This window comes from Pseudomonas sp. S31, assembly GCF_016648105.1.
In the GTDB taxonomy this organism is placed as follows: Bacteria; Pseudomonadota; Gammaproteobacteria; order Pseudomonadales; family Pseudomonadaceae; genus Aquipseudomonas.
The window spans coordinates 109379-126410 of the sequence record NZ_JACVVE010000012.1 but is presented as its reverse complement, the minus strand read 5'-3'; the positions used below and the strand labels follow the sequence as shown (position 1 = coordinate 126410).

The 17032-nt window shown below is 54.0% G+C and carries 10 protein-coding genes and 1 tRNA gene; 8 read left to right on the top strand and 3 right to left on the bottom strand.

Features of this window, described 5'->3' with window-relative positions:
• Positions 1 to 27: 27 nt before the first annotated feature.
• From rplT to IAE37_RS11605, 8 genes are all read left to right on the top strand, one after another.
• Complete coding sequence (gene rplT / locus IAE37_RS11640; protein ID WP_003250671.1) at positions 28 to 384, top strand: 50S ribosomal protein L20; 357 nt, start codon at positions 28 to 30, stop codon at positions 382 to 384.
• A gap of 108 nt (positions 385 to 492) precedes the next feature.
• Positions 493 to 1509, top strand: coding sequence for a phenylalanine--tRNA ligase subunit alpha (pheS, locus tag IAE37_RS11635; RefSeq protein WP_201173593.1), 1017 nt, complete (start codon positions 493 to 495; stop codon positions 1507 to 1509).
• A gap of 30 nt (positions 1510 to 1539) precedes the next feature.
• Complete coding sequence (pheT, locus tag IAE37_RS11630; protein ID WP_201173589.1) at positions 1540 to 3921, top strand: phenylalanine--tRNA ligase subunit beta; 2382 nt, start codon at positions 1540 to 1542, stop codon at positions 3919 to 3921.
• 4 nt (positions 3922 to 3925) lie between these two features.
• On the top strand, positions 3926 to 4228 hold the full coding sequence (gene ihfA / locus IAE37_RS11625; protein ID WP_003250679.1) for an integration host factor subunit alpha: 303 nt from the start codon (positions 3926 to 3928) through the stop codon (positions 4226 to 4228).
• Positions 4209 to 4565, top strand: coding sequence for a MerR family transcriptional regulator (locus tag IAE37_RS11620; RefSeq protein WP_009394050.1), 357 nt, complete (start codon positions 4209 to 4211; stop codon positions 4563 to 4565). The genes ihfA and IAE37_RS11620 overlap by 20 nt, the downstream gene beginning before the upstream one ends.
• A 103-nt stretch (positions 4566 to 4668) precedes the next feature.
• Positions 4669 to 4745: transfer RNA gene (locus IAE37_RS11615), tRNA-Pro, on the top strand.
• Positions 4746 to 5467: 722 nt separating this feature from the next.
• Positions 5468 to 8407, top strand: a complete 2940-nt coding sequence (locus IAE37_RS11610) for a DEAD/DEAH box helicase (protein ID WP_201173587.1) — start codon at positions 5468 to 5470, stop codon at positions 8405 to 8407.
• Between the two features lie 63 nt (positions 8408 to 8470).
• Positions 8471 to 10327, top strand: a complete 1857-nt coding sequence (locus IAE37_RS11605; protein WP_201173585.1) for an NERD domain-containing protein — start codon at positions 8471 to 8473, stop codon at positions 10325 to 10327.
• Between the two features lie 211 nt (positions 10328 to 10538).
• On the opposite strand, the gene IAE37_RS11600 is transcribed toward IAE37_RS11605, so the two are convergent.
• From IAE37_RS11600 to mobH, 3 genes are all read right to left on the bottom strand, one after another.
• Positions 10539 to 12389 (bottom strand): nuclease domain-containing protein, encoded by a 1851-nt coding sequence (locus IAE37_RS11600; RefSeq protein WP_201173582.1) that lies wholly within the window; start codon positions 12387 to 12389, stop codon positions 10539 to 10541.
• A gap of 11 nt (positions 12390 to 12400) precedes the next feature.
• Positions 12401 to 14941 carry a hypothetical protein gene (locus IAE37_RS11595; protein WP_201173579.1) on the bottom strand — a complete coding sequence of 847 codons (2541 nt, stop codon included), beginning with the start codon at positions 14939 to 14941 and terminating at the stop codon, positions 12401 to 12403.
• A gap of 341 nt (positions 14942 to 15282) precedes the next feature.
• Positions 15283 to 17010 (bottom strand): MobH family relaxase, encoded by a 1728-nt coding sequence (mobH, locus tag IAE37_RS11590; RefSeq protein ID WP_201173576.1) that lies wholly within the window; start codon positions 17008 to 17010, stop codon positions 15283 to 15285.
• Positions 17011 to 17032: the final 22 nt, after the last annotated feature.

The following is a 17032-nucleotide window of genomic DNA, read 5'->3' as shown; positions in this document are numbered from 1 at the left end:
TTCGGTCAAAGATAGAGGAAGTTACTCATGGCTCGTGTAAAGCGCGGCGTAATCGCTCGTAAGCGTCACAAGAAAATTCTGAAACTGGCTAAAGGCTACTACGGCGCTCGCTCGCGCGTATTCCGTGTTGCCAAGCAGGCTGTCATCAAGGCTGGTCAATACGCCTACCGTGACCGTCGCCAGAAAAAGCGTCAGTTCCGCGCCCTGTGGATCGCTCGTATCAACGCCGGTGCCCGCACCAACGGTCTGTCGTACAGCCGTCTGATTGCTGGCCTGAAAAAGGCGTCGATCGAAATCGACCGTAAGGTTCTGGCTGACCTGGCAGTGAACGAAAAAGCGGCGTTTGCTGCAATTGTCGAGAAAGCTAAAGCCGTTCTGGCCTAAGTACCCACGACAATCATCCGGCGGTGTTCGCGCCGCCGGGTGTAAAACGTCATCGATAGGGGAAGAGCCTTCAAAGCTCTTCCCCTATTTCGTATCTGGAGTCTGTACATGGAAAACCTGGATGCGCTGGTCTCCCAAGCCCTGGAAGCTGTGGAGCGCGCTGAAGACATCAATGCCCTGGAACAGATCCGGGTTAACTATCTCGGCAAGAAGGGCGAGCTGACCCAGGTGATGAAGACCCTGGGCAACCTGCCAGCCGAAGAGCGGCCGAAAGTCGGCGCGCTGATCAACGACGCCAAAGAGCGCGTCACCGTCGTGCTCAACGCACGCAAGGCAGCCTTCGAAGAGGCCGAGCTCAGCGCTCGCCTGGCCGCCGAATGCATCGATGTCACCCTGCCGGGCCGTGGCCAGACCACCGGTGGCCTGCACCCGATCACCCGTACTCTCGAGCGCATCGAGCAGTTCTTCACCCACATCGGCTACGGCATCGCCGAAGGCCCCGAGGTCGAAGACGACTACCACAACTTCGAAGCGCTCAACATCCCCGGCCACCACCCGGCCCGGGCGATGCACGACACCTTCTACTTCAATGCCAACATGCTGCTGCGCACCCACACCTCGCCGGTGCAGGTGCGGACCATGGAGTCCAGCCAGCCGCCGATCCGCATTGTCTGCCCGGGCCGCGTCTACCGCTGCGACTCGGATATCACCCACTCGCCGATGTTCCACCAGGTCGAAGGCCTGCTGATCGACCGCGACATCAACTTCGCCGACCTCAAGGGCACCATCGAGGAATTCCTGCGCGTCTTCTTCGAAAAAGAACTGGCCGTGCGCTTCCGCCCGTCGTTCTTCCCCTTCACCGAGCCGTCCGCCGAAGTGGATATCCAGTGCGTGATGTGCTCCGGCAAAGGCTGCCGCGTGTGCAAACAGACCGGCTGGCTCGAAGTCATGGGCTGCGGCATGGTGCACCCGAACGTGCTGCGCATGTCTGGCATCGACCCGGAAGAGTTCCAGGGCTTCGCCTTCGGCATGGGCGCCGAGCGCCTGGCCATGCTGCGCTATGGCGTCAACGATTTGCGTCTGTTCTTCGACAACGACCTGCGGTTCTTAGCCCAATTCCGCTAGGCCAATCGACGCACTTTCTAGGAGAACAGCATGAAATTCAGTGAACAGTGGCTGCGCGGTTGGGTAAACCCGCAAGTCTCTCGTGATGACCTTGTCGCCCGCCTGTCCATGGCCGGCCTCGAAGTCGACAGCGTGACCCCGGCCGCCGGGCAGTTCAGCGGCATCATCGTGGGCGAGATCCTCGCCACCGAACAGCACCCCGACGCCGACAAGCTGCGCGTGTGCCAGGTCAGCAACGGCCAGGAAACCTTCCAGGTCGTCTGCGGCGCCCCCAACGCGCGCCCAGGCATCAAGATCCCGTTCGCCATGATCGGCGCCGAACTGCCAGGCGACTTCAAGATCAAGAAGGCCAAGCTGCGCGGCGTCGAGTCGTTCGGCATGCTGTGCTCGGCTGCCGAGCTGCAGATCAGCGAAGAAAACGACGGCCTGCTGGAACTGGCTGCCGACGCCCCGGTTGGCGAAAACATCCGCCAGTACCTGAGCCTCGACGACGCTAGCATCGAAATCGGCCTGACCCCGAACCGCGGCGACTGCCTGTCCATCGCAGGTCTGGCCCGTGACGTCAGCGCCCTGTACGACACCCCGGTCACCCGCCCAGTGGTGCCAGCCGTGCCAGCCGCCCATGACGAAGTCCGCTCGGTAGAAGTCAGCGCCCCTGCGGCCTGCCCGCGTTACCTCGGCCGTGTCATCCGCAACGTCGACCTGTCCAAGCCGACCCCACTGTGGATGGTCGAGCGCCTGCGCCGCAGCGACGTACGCAGCATCGACGCCGCCGTCGACATCACCAACTACGTGATGCTCGAACTCGGCCAGCCGATGCACGCCTTCGACCTCGCCGAAATCAACGGCGGCATCCGCGTGCGCATGGCAGAAGAGGGCGAGAAGCTCGTCCTGCTCGACGGCCAGGAAGTCGCCCTGCGTGCTGACACCCTGGTCATCGCCGACCACACCCGCGCCCTGGCCATTGCCGGCGTGATGGGTGGCGAGCACAGCGGCGTCAACACCGAGAAGACCCGCGACCTGTTCCTCGAAAGCGCCTTCTTCGAGCCGATTTCCGTGGCTGGCAAGGCCCGTTCCTACGGCCTGCACACCGATGCCTCGCACCGCTACGAGCGCGGCGTCGACTCCCAGCTGGCCCGCGAAGCCATCGAGCGCGCTACCCAGCTGGTCCTCGATATCGTCGGCGGCGAAGCCGGCCCGGTCGTCGAAGCCGTCAGCGAAGCCGACCTGCCAAAGGTTGCCCCGATCACCCTGCGCGCCGAACGCATCACCCAGATGCTCGGCATGGAGATGGCCCCGGCCCAGGTCGAGCAACTGCTCAACGCTTTGGAACTGACCACCACCAGCAGCCAGGCAGGGGAGTGGACCGTCACGGTGCCAAGCCACCGCTTCGACGTCAGCCTCGAAGTCGACCTGATCGAAGAACTGGCCCGCCTGTACGGCTACAACAACCTGCCGGTCCGCTACCCACAAGCGCGCCTCGCGCCCCAGGGCAAACCGGAAACCCGCGGTGAGCTGCCGAACCTGCGCCGCCTGCTGGTCGCCCGCGGCTACCAGGAAGCCATCACCTACAGCTTCATCGACCCGAAACTGTTCGAGCTGTTCAGCCCAGGCGTAGAACCCCTGCAGCTGGCCAACCCGATCTCCAGCGACATGGCCGCCATGCGCGCGTCCCTGTGGCCGGGCCTGGTCAAGGCGCTGCAGCACAACCTCAACCGCCAGCAAGACCGCGTGCGCCTGTTCGAAAGCGGCCTGCGCTTCGTCGGCCAGCTCGGCAACCTCGAGCAGCAGCCGATGATCGCCGGCGTCGTCACCGGCAGCCGCCTGCCAGAAGGTTGGGCCAACGGCCGTGATGGCATCGACTTCTTCGACGTCAAGGCCGACGTGGAAGCCCTGCTGGGCTACTCCGGCGCCCTGGCCGACTTCAAGTTCGTCGCCGGCAAGCACCCAGCCCTGCACCCAGGCCAGACCGCCCGCATCGAGCGCGACGGCAAGGAAGTCGGCTACCTCGGCGCCATCCACCCAGAAGTCGCCAAGGCCCTGGACCTGGACCGCCCGGTGTACGTCTTCGAGCTGGTACTGGCCGACGTCGTCGAAGGCCGCCTGCCGAAATTCAGCGAACTCTCCAAGTTCCCGGAAACCCGTCGTGACCTGGCTTTGATCGCAGGACGTGATGTAGCTTCTCAAGACGTGCTTGAAGTAATTCGTGACAATGCAGGCGAATGGCTCACAGACCTCAGGCTGTTTGATGTCTACCAGGGTAAAGGCATTGATCCTGATAGAAAAAGCCTGGCCGTCGGCTTGACCTGGCAGCATCCATCGCGCACTCTTAACGACGATGAGGTGAACGCCACGTTGCAGACTATCCTCACCTCGCTCGAACAAAGGTTGAACACCACGTTAAGGAAATAACGGCATGGGTGCTCTGACGAAAGCTGAGATGGCCGAAAGGCTGTACGAGGAGCTGGGGCTTAACAAGCGTGAGGCCAAGGAGCTGGTCGAGCTGTTTTTTGAAGAAATTCGGCACGCACTTGAAGAGAACGAGCAGGTCAAGCTGTCCGGTTTCGGCAACTTCGACCTTCGCGACAAACGCCAGCGGCCGGGCCGCAACCCCAAGACAGGGGAAGAGATCCCGATCACCGCTCGCCGTGTCGTCACCTTTCGTCCAGGGCAGAAATTGAAAGCCCGGGTTGAGGCCTATGCTGGAACCAAGCCATAACGACGAGCTGCCCCCCATCCCGGGGAAACGCTACTTCACCATCGGTGAGGTGAGCGAGCTCTGTGCGGTAAAACCGCACGTGCTTCGGTATTGGGAACAAGAGTTCCCACAACTCAACCCGGTCAAACGGCGCGGGAATCGGCGGTATTATCAGCGGCAGGACGTGCTGATGATCCGGCAGATTCGGGCGCTGTTGTATGACCAAGGGTTCACCATTGGTGGAGCGCGGTTAAGGCTCTCCAGTGATGAGGCCAAGGATGACACTACCCAGTACAAGCAGCTGATTCGGCAGATGATTGTCGAGTTGGAGGATGTGTTGGTGGTGTTGAAGAAGTAGGCCCTGGTGCGGTGGTGGGGTGAAATTTTTTGAGAAAAAGCTTTCACTTATCAGCGGGTTAGGGTACATTCTTCAACGTTCTCAGAGGTATTGAGAATGAGTTCGGGGCGTAGCGCAGCCCGGTAGCGCACTTGCATGGGGTGCAAGGGGTCGAGTGTTCGAATCACTCCGTCCCGACCAAAAAACTCCAAGAAATCCAGTCACTTAGCGGTGACTGGATTTTTTTATGCCCGCCCGTTTTTCTCTGGTTGGCAATTTTGCCCCACTTTTTGCCCCACCGAATCTCAATTGCCGTTGGTCAAGAATTCAGAAACAGCAGAGTCTTGGGAATTTGCATCCGCTCTTGCGCAATGGCGATTGGCCGAGAGGGAGGGGCGGTTGGGAGGTTCGAATTCCTACGCTTCCGCCACCAATTCTCATTAAAGCCCTGATTTTTCGGGGTTTTTTTGTGCCTATCCGTTTTTGGTCCCCCATCCGGTCCCCCATTTGTGCGCTGGCTCCCACTGGAACTCTGCGGTATTTAATGCACTCTTGACGCATGTGTGGAGAGTGGTTGGGGTTGGTCGCCGTTGTCGAGAATGCGCTTACGTCAGAACCTGAAGAAGCTGCACACGATTGTTGATGGGCTCAATAGATCGCGCCGGGTGGCAGTCGTACATACCTTGAGGATCAAGGATGCGATGCAGTTCATGAGATAGTGAAGATGCGGAACGCCTAGATAAAGTTCGTGCGCCAGCTTCTCCTGAAACGGACCGGGAGGGGTGGTTGATGGCTTTCGTTATATGTTCGTCTCAGCTTGCGAGGGAGGCGCCTGGCAGGACTACACTGCGCCAGTGCTTCGCTGGTAGCATGTGGCCATTAGCTGGATAAGGCTAATTCTCATCCTCCACCTGGTACCCGTAATGGCCGTTGAAGCAGGGAAGTACGCAGACGTCTATCGCAGCTGGCAGCAGCATCTGTTTAATTTCAATCTGGCCGTCCGGGAAACTCAGACGCCTGGTTTGCGCAAGCCGCAACTGGCAGCGCTGTACTCCGCCTTGGGGCACCTGGTGATGGCACCCGCCACGACCGCCACGATCGTGATGCCGACCGGTACCGGGAAAACCGATACCATGCTCGGGCTGCTGGTCGCCGGAAGGTTGCCTAGGGCACTGGTGCTAGTACCTTCCGACCCGTTGCGTTCGCAGCTGGTCGAGAAATGCCTTGAACTGAAAAAGCTACGGGAGATTGGTGCCGTTTCGGTCACCGCACTGAACCCAATGGTAAAGGCGATCGGTTCAGGCCTTTCAGCTGACGAGGTCCAACAGCTAGCCGAGGCCAACGTCATTGTCGCCACGCCGCAAGCGCTACAGCGTTTCGACCAACCGGCCTTGGAGGCCTTGGCGGCGTTGTGCAGTCACCTGATCATCGATGAAGCGCATCATGTGGCCGCCATGACCTGGGACAGGGTCAAAACCGCGTTCAAGGACAAGCCTTGCCTGCAATTCACCGCCACTCCGTTCCGGGAGGATAACCAGCCGCTGGACGGCAAGATCATCTATAACTACCCGCTGAAGGATGCCCAGATCGATGGCTACTTCAAGGCGATCGAGTTCCATCCGGTGCGCGAGTACAACTTGGAACTGGCTGACCAGGTGGTGGCTGACAAGGCAGTCGAACTGTTACGAAACGATCGTGCGCAAGGGCTCAATCACCTGCTGATGGTGCGTGCAAGGTCACAGAAGCGTGCCGCCGCACTGTTTGAATTGTACAAACAGCATGACGATCTTTCGCCCATCCTCATCCATAGCAAGGTGCCAAACCGGGCCAAGCTGCTGGGTGAAATTGTCGAGAAGAAATACAAGATTATCGTCTGTGTGGACATGCTGGGCGAAGGGTTCGATTTGCCGGAGCTGAAGATTGCGGCTATCCATGACCAGCACCGTAGTCCCGCCGTCACCCTGCAGTTTATCGGTCGCCTGACGCGAGTCGATGATACGCTCGGTGACGCCAAGTTCGTCTCGAACATCGCCAACCAGAAAGTCGATTACCAGATGGCGGTGCTGTACAAGGAAAGTGCCGACTGGAGTGCGGTGATCCGCGATGTCAGTCAGAACAAGATCGCCCGCGAGATCGAGAAGGAAACGTTCACCGAACAGTTTCCCGAGGATGCCGATGCCGAGGACATTTTCGGCTTGAACCCCAACCCCAAGATCAGTGCGATCGCCTATCACGTGGAACGCACCGATTGGAGGCCCGAGAAGGCCAAGCACTTCTCGCAGAAGAAAGAGCCGCTGCAGCTACTGTCCATCAACGACGAAGCCGACACCATCATCATGGTAACGCGGCGCGAAACGCCCGTCGGCTGGGCGCAGACGTCGACGATCGTGGACACCAACTGGATCCTCTATCTGGCGTACTACCATGCGCCCGACAAGACGCTGTTCGTTAATTCTTCCGGGGACGAATCGCAAACCAATCGATTCCTGAGCCTGATCGCCAAGGATGCCCGGCGCATCAGCGGCGAGCCGACCTTCCGCACCCTGCATGGCATCAAACTCATGAAGCTGCAGAACGTGGGCTTGTCGCGCATGCGTAAGGATCTGCGCTTCACCATGCATGTTGGGCGCGACATAAATACCGTCATCAGTGAAATCGAGAACGGTACGGCGAGAAAGTCCAACATCTTCGCAACCGGCTACGAGGATGGCCAGCGCACCACCGTTGGCTGCTCGCACAAGGGCAAGATTTGGGAGATGAACGCTTCGAGCATCAACGACTGGATCGAGTGGTGCAAGCGCGCCTCGCAGAAGCTCAACGACGCGACGATCAACCCCTCTGATGTGCTCAAAGATGTGATTCGCTCGGAAAAGATCGAGGGGGCATGGCCCGAGGGCATGTTCTACGCTGATTGGCCGGCGTCAATCCTGATCGAAAATGAGCAGAAGATCTCGCTGGCGTACCTGGCTGAGGTCTTCAACCTGCTGGATGTCGAGCTGGGCAAGCCTCGGCGAATCGATGCGCTCACGCTGGGAGTGCCTATCAGCGCAACGGCAGTTGATGGCACGGAGCGCCAACTGCCTGACATCGCTATACGGCTGCAGGATGACGGCTTCAAATTTTCCTGCCCGGGGGTCAAGATCGTCTTTGCTGAAGAGTGCTCTTTCGAGCAGTACTTGGATAGCAACCCATTGGTGCTGCTGGCCGTTGACGGTTCGATGGTCGAAGGCAATTACCGCTACTTTTCCCCCAACAGTTTGGACCTGAAGCTGCCGGTCGCCCTGATCGAAGTCTGGGATTGGGGCACGACTCAGATCCACAGCGAGTCGATGCGGGCGGACCGAAACCCGGACACCGTTCAAGGGTTCACCTACAGCCGAATCGAGGACGATTACACGTTCATTTTCAACGATGATGGCGCCGGTGAGATCGCCGACCTGGTGGCGATCAAGGAAAGCAAGGACGCTATCTTTGTTGACCTATACCACTGCAAGTATTGCCCTCAGCAAGATGGCGAGGCGCGGCCGGGTGCCCGCGTTTCCGACGTCTACGAGGTCTGCGGCCAGGCATCACGCTCGGTGAAGTGGTTGCACACGGAAGAAAAGTTTTTTAATCGGTTGTTGCAGCGCTACCAGCAATCGTTGCCCAAAGGCTTTGACAGGATTCTAAAGGGTGAGCCCATGGATTTGGAGCTGCTGCGCAATAAGTGCCACGACCACGAGATGGTATTCCGCTTTGTGATCGTCCAACCTGGTATTTCGGCCGCCAAAGTTTCTGCCGATCAGTTGGCTGTGCTCGGCACCAGTTATTCGTACATAAAGAATGTGTCGGGCTCTGACGTTAGAGTCATTACTAGCGTTTAATTTAGGATCGCTGCCGCCTGGTCGCGGAAAATTTCAGCCCAGTTGCCATATGAGGAGTCAGGGATGACCATGAACTTGAACCTGCACAAGCGCTTGTTATCCGAAGTCGACAAGCTCAAAAAGCTCACAGCTGAACTAAGCCTGCAAGATCTCACTAGCTTCGTTTCCACCCAGCAGAGCAACTTCAACCATGGGCGCAGGGAGCAGAACCTCGGTTCACCGCTCAAGCAGGGCATGTACCTGCTCGCCTTGGCCAGTAGTCAGCCTGAGCCGATTGAGCCTAAGCCGCTAGATGAGGGGCGCCATGTACAGTTGGTTCGCCGTCTGGAGTCGATCTTCCAAAATTATGGCTTGGCGTATTTCCCTACGGAGCAGGAGTATGCAATCGGGCTTAGCTTCGAGTGGCGCCGCCAACGCGAAATCGCCATGCCTGCCTTCATGCACTATTTCATGGCTGGATTCAAAGCATCGAGCGAGCAGATCAAGGAGTGGATCAATACATGCTTTGCTGGATTTGAGAAGGACACCGTCGAAGCCTTTGGCCTGTCTCACGTTGAGCTGCTGCGGATGGCCAGCTTCATTGAGACGGTGATTGAGGCGAATGCAAGCCCGGTGGTTGATGCTGTGCAGGCCATCGAGGCGATGCGTCAGCAATTTCTCCATGAGTTAAGCCAGGGCGCGAACCTTCAGGAGGCTATCGCGCGCGTCCGTAACCAGCCAGACCTGCGCGGCCACATAGAAGCGTTCGAGTGTGGAAGTACAATGTTGTTCGAGGTACAGCGTCAGCAGTTGCTAGATGAGTTTGGCGTGGAGATGACGAATTGCTTGATGCAGCACTTTGTCACCGTCCGAGGGGCTGCACCTGCGATCACATACATCACCGAGAGCAACCCCATCATTGATCGCCCGCTGCTGACTGCCGATGGTGAGCGTATTTTCTACCTAGTAAACAACGCGTTCTATCAGGCCATCATCGAAAAACTGGAAAGTCATCTGACTCAAGGGCCTTGCGCCGCTCGATATTTCAAAGAACGCGATCGGCGACTCGAACACCTAGCCCGCAAGCATTTGCAGAAAATCTTTCCAGGCACAGCGCAGTTCTATGACAGCGCGTTTGACCGGCCCGACTCGCACGGTGAGCATGATCTGGTTATTGTCCATGGCGCAAATGTCTACATCGTTGAAGCAAAAGCGTCACCGCCCAAGGAACCACTACGTGATCCCTCGAAAGCTGCGCTGAGGATCCGCGACCATTTCCGAGGGCGCAATGGTATCCAGAAAGCATACGATCAAGGCAACGCATTGCGGACTCGTCTTCTAAATAATGCGTCGAGCCCGCTGTACGACAAGAAAGGCAATCTGTTGATAGAACTGCAGCGCGAGCAGATCGAGAACATCTATTGCATTTGTGTTACTCGGGATGATTTTGGACCCGTTGCCACGAATCTTGCGCTGATGCTCGAGAAGGAGCCCGATGCCCCCTATCCTTGGGTCGTGTGCATCACCGACCTTGAGTATCTGGTCGATGCGATGCTCCACCTTGGCCAAGGCGTCGAAACGCTGAACACTTACTTGGCTCAGCGTCCTTTGCTTCACGGCAAAGTGATGGGTACCGATGAGCTCGAATATTTCGGGGCGTTTCTACGGCATGCGGGACTACATGAGTACATTGAGGCGCAGGCCGACTTCATTCCGCTGGATATCACTGAATCTGACATTCTCGATGATATTCATAAATGCATTCAGATCGCTGAGCCTTATGAGCTCAATGTTGAGCCTGCCAACCTAATCCCGCTGGATAAGCGAAAGCTGTTTGGGCTTCAACGAACTGTTCGAGGCCAGTCTAACGCGGTTAAGAAAAAGAAGAAGTTGCGACAGAAGCGAGACCGAGCAGCCAGGAAACAGAATCGATCACGCTAATTTAGTGAGGCTCTAGAGTTTTCGTATAAGGGGAGTCCCATAGTTTGAACTGAATCGATGATCCTATCTAGGTGACGTGTATCTATCTAGTATTGGGATGGTGTGCTATAAGCGGTAAAGGGCAATAACAACTTTGTGTCTGATTTGAGTACATGCTGGCCAGAAAGCTTCGCTTTCATGGCCAGCATTTGGATGCAAGATTTCAATATTCTTATGCAATAACGGAGAGGGGGCGTGTTTCTATAGGCTTCAATCCTAAAGCTGCGGCGCGTAGGTTGAAGTGCTGAGCTTCTAAATCTGATGAGGTTCTCTTGAAGAGGGTCGTGAGAAGTTTGTCTAGCGGGCGTTCCTCGTCGGGAGTAAGTTTTAAAAAGCCGAAGAATGGACTGGCTGGGAGCTTATCATAAAGGTTGAATGGGCCTCCATGATATCCTTGCTCTTGCGTATAGGTTTTAGGGATTAATGCATAAACCATTTTGATCGCCCTTGAGTCGACTTGATGGTTTTTGCTTATCGCTTTGAGTTTTAAGTAATATTTTTCAATTATTGATGGTAGATGGCGATCTCTAGTTTGACTTTCGGTTGAGTATTTGGAGTCAAAAATGTAGTAGGTAGGAAAATCGTCGCCACAGTCCTGACGGATAACAAAATCAGGAGTGAAATATGGTTTTGAGGCTGATTTGCTATGATGGACATCCACCAGTTCACCCGCCTTCGATGCCTCGCTATACCCCCAAATTGTAGGCTCATAAAACAACTCAAGGGTTTTTTCGTCGGATTCAAATTTATAGTAATTTGTGATCCGATCTTGAGGTTGAGCTGTAGGGCGGCCTTTAAGGCCAAACGCCCGATCTGGCTCCAGCGAGCTGCTGGATGTCAGCTCGTATCCTAAGTCATTTAATTTGTCTGCGATTTTGTATAGGCAGAAAAATTCGTAAAGTTTGTCAAGGGATTTGAGTCCAAATAGATAGTTGCTACCGCTCCACGTAGGCTGCCCAAGCTTATACCAAGAGTCAATTGTTCTAAAGGCGCGCTCGTAATGCGTGAAACGTTTTGCTTGCGGCGTGAGAATAGGCGCAACCGTACTGCGAATAGTGCAAGGGATATGTTTGTCAAAGAAGGCTATTAGTTCGTTGCATTGCTGTAGTAGTGATCTCGCCTCTCGATAACGGCGCTCCATTAACGGGGCTTCTACTTTTTGTAGAATGCTATCAAAAGTGTAGTAGTCCTTGTAAGGGGTATGTAAATTATACTTTTTTCTAAAGTCTGGCACTGAAGTCAGAAAGATCTTCATGTTGATCAAGAAGCTGTAGATAACCTGGTTTTCAAAAAGATTTGTGTCGCTCTTCAAGTTGGTTCTTTGAATTTGATCGATCGAGTAATGTCTGTTGTTTATTGTTACTTTTGCATCATCGTATGGTGCTGGGTAGATTTGATCTAGATGCTGGAATAGCCAGGCAATATCCCTGTCGGTTATGTGTGTTGAGTTCTCATAGTTGCTAACATGCAAGAATTCCACTGAGCGCTTACATGGTTGGGTTGCAAAGCGATGGCGGTTGGATATGAGCAGCTCGAGCGCTTTTCTAGAGAAATCGATTTTCGTTAGTGTGTCAGTTGGGTTTCCAGGTCTCTGATCTGAGCCCATATGCGTTTTCGTGAAACACAAATGTGTGACGTCGCTCATTTTAGATGAAAGATAGATTAGTATCTTTTCAGCTTGTTCTTTGTTTATCTTTGTTGCGTAAACTTCGACAGGCGTTATTCGTATGAGTTCGTCGCTGTTAGTGAAACCAACAGCAAGAGATGTAACTCCAAAATGGTTTGCAAGGTATCGGCCAAATTCCACCGTATGCTCAGTGAAGTCCCCAGTGGGTGTCGGCCGATTCAATGCTATGCAATGGTCCTGAATGAAAATTTTGGGTTCGCCAAAATTACTGGGGCTGATAGCACGGAAAGAAACCGCATCAGTCTCCCGGATTGCAGGAATTTCAGTAAAGTTTTCTTGGAGGCTATAGCTTTTTATGCCTTCATGATCTTGGATTAAAAGTAATATTTCGATCATGGTTAGCTCCTTCAGTGTGAGAAGTAGCTGAACGAGTTCATATCAATTTTACCTGTCTCATGCATGCGACGAAGTAGGCCGTGACTAATTTTGAAGTCGTCTTTGTCCAACAAATCGAGAAGCTTCTCGAGGCGGATTGCATAACCATCTCCGCTTCCTTGTAGTAGAGGGAGTACGTGTTGGCTTAGGGCATAGTCGAGAGCTCGCATATCTGAACTCGAGCGCATTAGAGGATGAGCAACAAGGCAATATCGTTCAACTGCATTTTCTTTACGCTTAGAAACCACGCAGCGTTTGCCCCAAGCGATATTGTCATCCATCAGAAGGTTCTTGACTTCCTGGAAAAATGACATTTGGTGCTTGATTGCTTCTCTTTCGTCCTCTAGTGGGAGTGTTTGATCAATGTCGAACATTTCTTGCAGCGTGCGATGGCTAATCGGGAGTTCTAGAGGAAGAGCTTCATCTTCAGCCAGAAAATCATCATTTCGTTCGTCGGTAGGATGTAGGGCGATAATAGGGGCCCTGTCAATCAGTCGTGGGCTGAGTGGCTCAGTAGTCATATCGTTATTGATGGTGCCGATAAATCGAAGAGAGTTCGGTACCTTCATTGGAAGATCGGAGTCACTCACGCGCAGTATTTTATCTGATTCGCTGTCCGCCATTCCCATGAACGGGGCCCAATAATGCTCGATTGCCGAAAGGTTGGCTTCGTCTAAAAGCACCCACAGAGGTGCTGCACTCTCATGTTTTTCATGCTGGCATGACTTGATATATTGATAGAAGCCTGTCGGCGCCGGAATCATTCGGCTCGAGAGTGGGTTGAAATAACCAATTAAGTCGCGTTGGCTAGTCCAACCCCGTCCTACGGAGATGTTGAGCATGCGTGATGACAGTTGCTTCGAGTCCGCCAGAATTTTTACAAGTGAGGTTTTTCCAACTCCGGGTAGACCGGAGAAAATTACAATGAAGCTCTGCTGAATGGAGATCAAAATGTTAGCGATAAAATCTTTTGGGTAGTAGCGACCTTTGGCTGAAAGCTTTAGGCGAATTTCGTCGATATATTTTGTACGCTCTGCTAGCAGTGTCTCAGAGCTTACTTCTCTTGCTGTGTGATGTGGGAGAGCATTTAGTGATTCTTCTACCGGATAGGTCATCCCCGAGATTGTTTCAACGTACGGTCGTAAGGTGAACAGTTTTTTACGGAGCTCCTCGTCCCTCTGCTTTAGTTCGTCCTCCATTAGGTCTTTACTTTTCTTCGCCATATCACTTTGCTCTTGATAAATTTTCAAACGAGCATTTGCATCCGTGATTTGGTTTTGCAGAGTTTCGAGATCTTTATAAGGCTGATGTTCTTCCTTTAAAGATTTTAGCTCCGTTTTTAGCCTTGTAATGTCAGATTCAAGCTCGCTGCGTTCTTTGTTCCTTGCCTCATCAACGAAGACACGTTGTTGAGTTTTGAAGGTGGCGTTTTGCTGCTCGAGTCGTTCTGTAGCGTTTTGGTTCTCAAATTCTAAATTTTTCTGAAGGTTTTTAAGTTTTTCAACCTTTTGAGTTAGAGCTGAAAGTTCTTCGGATAGCTTTTCCTCTCGTTCGCTTTTAAATTTCCTGAGATAAATATCTTCTCGGGATTCTATGTGCTTGGAAAGTAGGTCGTGGCCCAGTGATGACTGCAAATAGTCGTGGAGGGCTGAGTCAATGGAGTCCAGCTTGTCAGCCGTGGCTGTCGCTAAATTAAAGAACCTATTGAGTTGCTCTGAAGCATTGTTTGGTATGTTTTTGGCCTTGCTTAAGGCTGCGCGGAACATTAGTTGCTCATGTTTTGTAAAGGACTTGAAGTTCACTTTTTTTAGTAGTTCACTCCCTAGCTTTACAATCTCATCATCTGATGCAAAGTCTACATATTCGCAGTGTTCTTGTTCGAACATGTCTGGGCGAATAATAAACGAAAATCTATCGCCTCGTACGTCGTAGTGGGCTACTCCGGGTTCTAGTCCGGCATAGCGATATTTTCGAATGCTTCCGTTGACGTTTTTACCAGGAAATGGACCTTCCAGTGCAGTGACTTTTACAATTGTGGCCCCATCATTGTCGCTTTCTGCCGTAGCTTGAAGTGGGCCGTAAAGAGAGTCTCCATTTTTTATCATTATAAGCGGAGTCAATGGAGGCGACTCAGTGTAGATAGTTTTTTCGTTGGGAGAGGGTAGGGCGGTGCTGATGATTTGAAGCGCAGATTTTCGTGGTAAACCACCGCGCTCTACTTTTCCCGAGGATGTTACATACCGACAGTCACCTTCTTTCCATTCTTGGGTGGTAGGTATCGCTTCTATCTGAAAAATTTCACCATTGCTGAATCTTGTGTCTATGTCGTGATAGTTGCTTGTAACAAATACTTGCGCAGTCTCGCAAAATAGCTCTTTGCTATTGATCAGCTGAAGCTCGCCATTTACGAGCTCAAACACTATGTCAAGGTAACCAAGGTTAGGTGGCGCATCTGAGTTGTAGATGGCTCGGTATTTCTTTCCAAAGAGAATTCTTTTGCTAGGGCTTTCCATAAATATCTCATTTTGTTAGCGGACAGAATCGCGCAGTCGAACGCTACCTTTTCCATGGAAGGCTGTCTAGCATTTTGCTATCACGCGAGGGTCAGTGATGCCAACCGAGAGGGGCCCTGTTCTGAGCTACTCAAAGCAGGGCTTGGCTGGTGGTGTCCCCGCTACAGCGGTAGCCCCTCAGCCTCAACGGCACAGATGTAGCCTGCGATGTCTACTGCCTCAACGCAGGCGATTCGTAGAGACGGCATAGTCGGTTCTGGTTCTATGAACTACTGCTAGCCGCTGTGTGGGTGGAGGGAGTGGAGTCTCCAGAGGATTTTTAGGATTTAAGAAGCAAAAATTTATAATTTTTCGCCAGTACACTCTAAAAAGGGATTGTCCGATGGGGTTTCACCGCAGAGGTCAACAGTTTTTTGCAGAAAGTAACCATTTAATAAACTTTTTTTTCGCGGGCCCTTTACCTTGCAGGTCCAAATGTTATGCCCGTTAGCTCGCTTCTGATGTATATTTAAATTCTCAAAATGACGTTGTATTTGTCGCCAAGGTTCTGTCTTTTTGTTTTCGTCAGGTTGCACTGGATACTCGGCTGTATAGCGTTGGAAGATGCCTGGTGTGACTAAAAAAAATGTACCGTTGACGGTGTGTATTTTTGCCTTACTATCGTTGATCACTAAGCGATGACTGCGAACTCCTTCGCGCATCCATTCGAGAAAGGCTAGCCCCACGGCATCCTTGGGTGCCGAAGCGGCGGATTGCAGGCTTCCCGTACTTGATCCAGTGTCGAGCTCGGCTGTCACTTGCAAGATGTCCAGCATATCGTCAAGGTAGTCGAAATCCTGAATCGGGTGGTTGAGTTCCAGCGGTTTTACTTCCGGGGCTGGTTGCGGCCGATCCGGTGTCCACTCGCTGGTTTCACTAGTCGGTACGGGATCGTTGTTCATCGGTTCAACGGTGCCACCGAAGTATTCGGGTCGGACTTCATCAGCCCAGATAAGGCTCGGCTGCAGGCAGAGGAAAGTGAAGCGATGCTGCCAGTCATCGTCCGTTACAATGGCGCTCCAGACCGCTTTACCTTCGGATGTCGCTTCCACCAAGCCATGGGATTGCAGCTCATCGAACAAGGCGATGTTGGATGAGGGAATACCGTCCACAGCCTGAGCGAGTAGATGCGCACGCAACTTGTCAGTTGTGGTCTTGCTGACCAGCCACAGGTGGTCTTCGGTCAGCCAGCCGGCCGCGCCGGGCTGGTTGAGCTTGAACTCGTTCTTGACCAAGTGGCGCAGCCCCGTCAGCAGATGATGCTGCAGCGAGTGCTTGGGCGCCTGCAAAGCCTTCGCGGGATTGCCACCGATGTTTTGCGCGGTAGACACCCGGTCAGCTTGCAGCACCAAATCCCCGAGTGTGCCAGCGTGCTCGTAGTGGTCGGCGAGCAGGAACAGCAATTGGCCCCACAACTCGGGGTAAGCGCTGAGCCAGTCGAGCAGGTCGGGCGACAGGATCTGCGTATAAAGCAGCCCTGCCGCGGCGCCGTGCAGCTTGTAATCGCGGCCTGGATGGTAGCGAAAACGGTAGGGCTGCTTTAGCGGGCCCTGCCAAGGGTGCCAGCGTTCGGCATTCTGATACTCGACCTGCAGGTCGACGGCGATTTTGCCGATATCATGGAGCAGGGCACCGTAGGCAATCGCGGCGCTCCAGGCATCGGCCTGCGCGGCCTGGTCCTCCGGTGCAGCACCGCTGGGGAGGAGGTACGACTGGCGTAGCTTCAAGCTGCAGGCGACCAGCTCCAACCCGTGATCGAGCATGCCCCCGGGATAGGCGTGATGATGGCTTTCGCTGGCCGGAAGTTGCTGTACGTAGCGGGCGTAGCGGCGGATGGGCTCGAGGTAGAGCCGATCAAACTGCGCTTCGGAGAGTGCCGTGTACTGCCAGATGCGTTCGAGCAGCTTTCTCCGGTGATCGGCGGCGAGTAGAGATTCGGCCGACTGGGGGAGCATGAAGCCCTCGGCGATGGGCGTGGGGGCGGGCTCTGCCGCCTCACCTTTTTGAAATGTTAACCACCAGCGTTTCATCGCATGACCTGCTGTTCGTTCG